This window comes from Blastococcus sp. SYSU DS0973, from assembly GCF_054051055.1.
This window is the reverse complement of sequence record NZ_JBJHAN010000021.1, coordinates 1-1,798: the sequence shown is the minus strand read 5'-3', so window position 1 is coordinate 1,798 and position 1,798 is coordinate 1. Positions and strand designations below refer to the sequence as shown.

Annotated in this window: 3 protein-coding genes; all 3 read right to left on the bottom strand. The window is 73.1% G+C overall.

The genetic code is table 11. From position 1 onward, the window contains the following. Positions 1-1,123, bottom strand: a 1,123-nt coding sequence (locus ACI791_RS17905) for an LGFP repeat-containing protein (RefSeq protein ID WP_456587264.1), incomplete at its 3' end; no start/stop codon positions are given. Beyond that, a complete protein-coding gene (locus ACI791_RS17900; protein WP_456587263.1) occupies positions 1,120-1,623 on the bottom strand; it encodes a hypothetical protein in 504 nt (167 codons plus the stop codon). The genes ACI791_RS17900 and ACI791_RS17905, both read right to left, overlap by 4 nt. Then, positions 1,620-1,798, bottom strand: a 179-nt coding sequence (locus tag ACI791_RS17895; protein WP_456587265.1) for an LGFP repeat-containing protein, incomplete at its 5' end; no start/stop codon positions are given. The genes ACI791_RS17895 and ACI791_RS17900, both read right to left, overlap by 4 nt.

Sequence of the window (1,798 nt, the reverse complement as noted above, 5' to 3'; positions counted from 1 at the left end):
AGTAGACCGACCCACCCTCGAAGTGCTGGAAACACCCACCATCACGCAACCCGCACGTGGTGTCCCCCACCGGATAACCCAACGCACCCCGCTCCCACCCCGCCGCAGCCCACCGGTCACGGATCGGGCCGGAGAGGATCCGGGCACCGGTGGCCGGCGACCAGTAGATGGCGCCGGCGGCGTAGGTCTGGAAGCAGCCGCCGGCCGGGAGCCCGCAGACTACGTTGGCCGTGATGGCGCCCAGCGGGCCGTCCTGGCCACCGGTCCGCGTGTAGCGGCCGGTCACCTCCGAGGCGCCGGGCACCTGGGCCGAGCCGAACCAGTCGGTGTAGTAGATCCAGAAGTTGCGGTTGCCGTAGGCCGAGCACCCGTCCCCCGTCCCCTTTCCGGCGGCGAGCGCGGCAGCGTTGGGCTGGTAGGGCGTGTAGTTGTACAGGCCCGCCGTGGCCGTGTTCTCGATGAAGACCTGCGTGGAGCCGCAGTCGGCGTTCGGGTGGAAGCGGACGGTGTTGGTCCGGCCGGCCCGGTGGTTGAAGCTCTCGGGGTTGTTGGCGTAGTACCGGTACCGGGCCGCCGCGCTGTAGACCTGGTTGAACAGGTGCGCGTAGGCCGGGTTGCAGGGGGCGGTGTCGGGGCAGGCGTAGCCCATCGCCCGCTCGTAACGCCGGACGGTGAGGTTGTTGCCGCTCAGGGTGACCAGCCCCTGCTCCTTCTGCAGGATCACCAGGAGCACCCGCTGGCTGATGCCGCAGGCGGCACCCACCTTGGCGATGATCGTGGCGGCCGTCTCGGCGGCGGCGCCGACGTAGGTGCCCGGGCAGTTGGAGTCGGCAGGTCGCGTGTAGGTGTCCTGCCGGGCGTCCTGCAGGCACGGCGTGCCGTCATCGGCGGCGACGCAGCGCGGGTTCCTGCTCTCGAGGAAGAACTGCACGTCGGCCGCCGACATGGCGCGGCCGTCGTAGAAGAGCTGGTCGCTGATGATGTTCCCCGGCCGGAACTGGCTGGTGTCGGCGGCCTCCTGCAGGGCGGGCGCGGCCAGCTCGTCCGGCGACGAGCTGACCAGGATCCCGACCCCGCACACCACGCCGAGCAGGAGCACCGCCATCCGGCGCAGCGCGATCATGCCGGCACCTCCACGTCCACGGGTGCGGAGACGACGTCCGCCGTCGCCGAGGAGTAGGCCAGCCGGAGGGTCCACGTGCCCGCCGCGAGCTGCTCCTCCGGTACCGAGAGCCCGCCGCAGACCGTGGTGCTGGCATCCGCGACCCCGGGCACGGTGATCGAGACCTCATCCCCGCCGCGGGTGAGGTGGAGGGTGCAGGTCCCGCCGTCCTCGATGACCGGGCTGACGTAGCCGGCCGCCTCCACCGACGACGTCTCCTCCTCCCACATCGCGAACGAGAGGACGGCCGCCGCGGCCGCGGGGCGGGCCGGGTCGGTCACCGCCTCACGGTCGTCCGGCAGGAAGGCCACCGACGGCGCCGCGGCACCGCCGGCCGGATCCTCCGCCGTGCAGGCCGCCACGCCGAGCGCCCCGGCGGTGGTCAGCACCACCGTCGCGGATGCGCGCCACCAGGCCGACGACGTCGGCCTGCTCCGCGGCAGGCGGTCCGGACGGGTCATCGGTAGCTCACCGTCGTCCGGCCGGAGACGGAGGTGATGGTGCCGCCCTGGAAGGTCTGGCGGGTGCCGCCGGGGACGGTCTCCGGGTCGGCCGTGGGGTAGCCGAGCCGGCCGGTCTCCCAGCCCGCGGCCGCCCAGGCGTCGCGGATCGGGCCGCGCACCAGGCGTGCGCCGG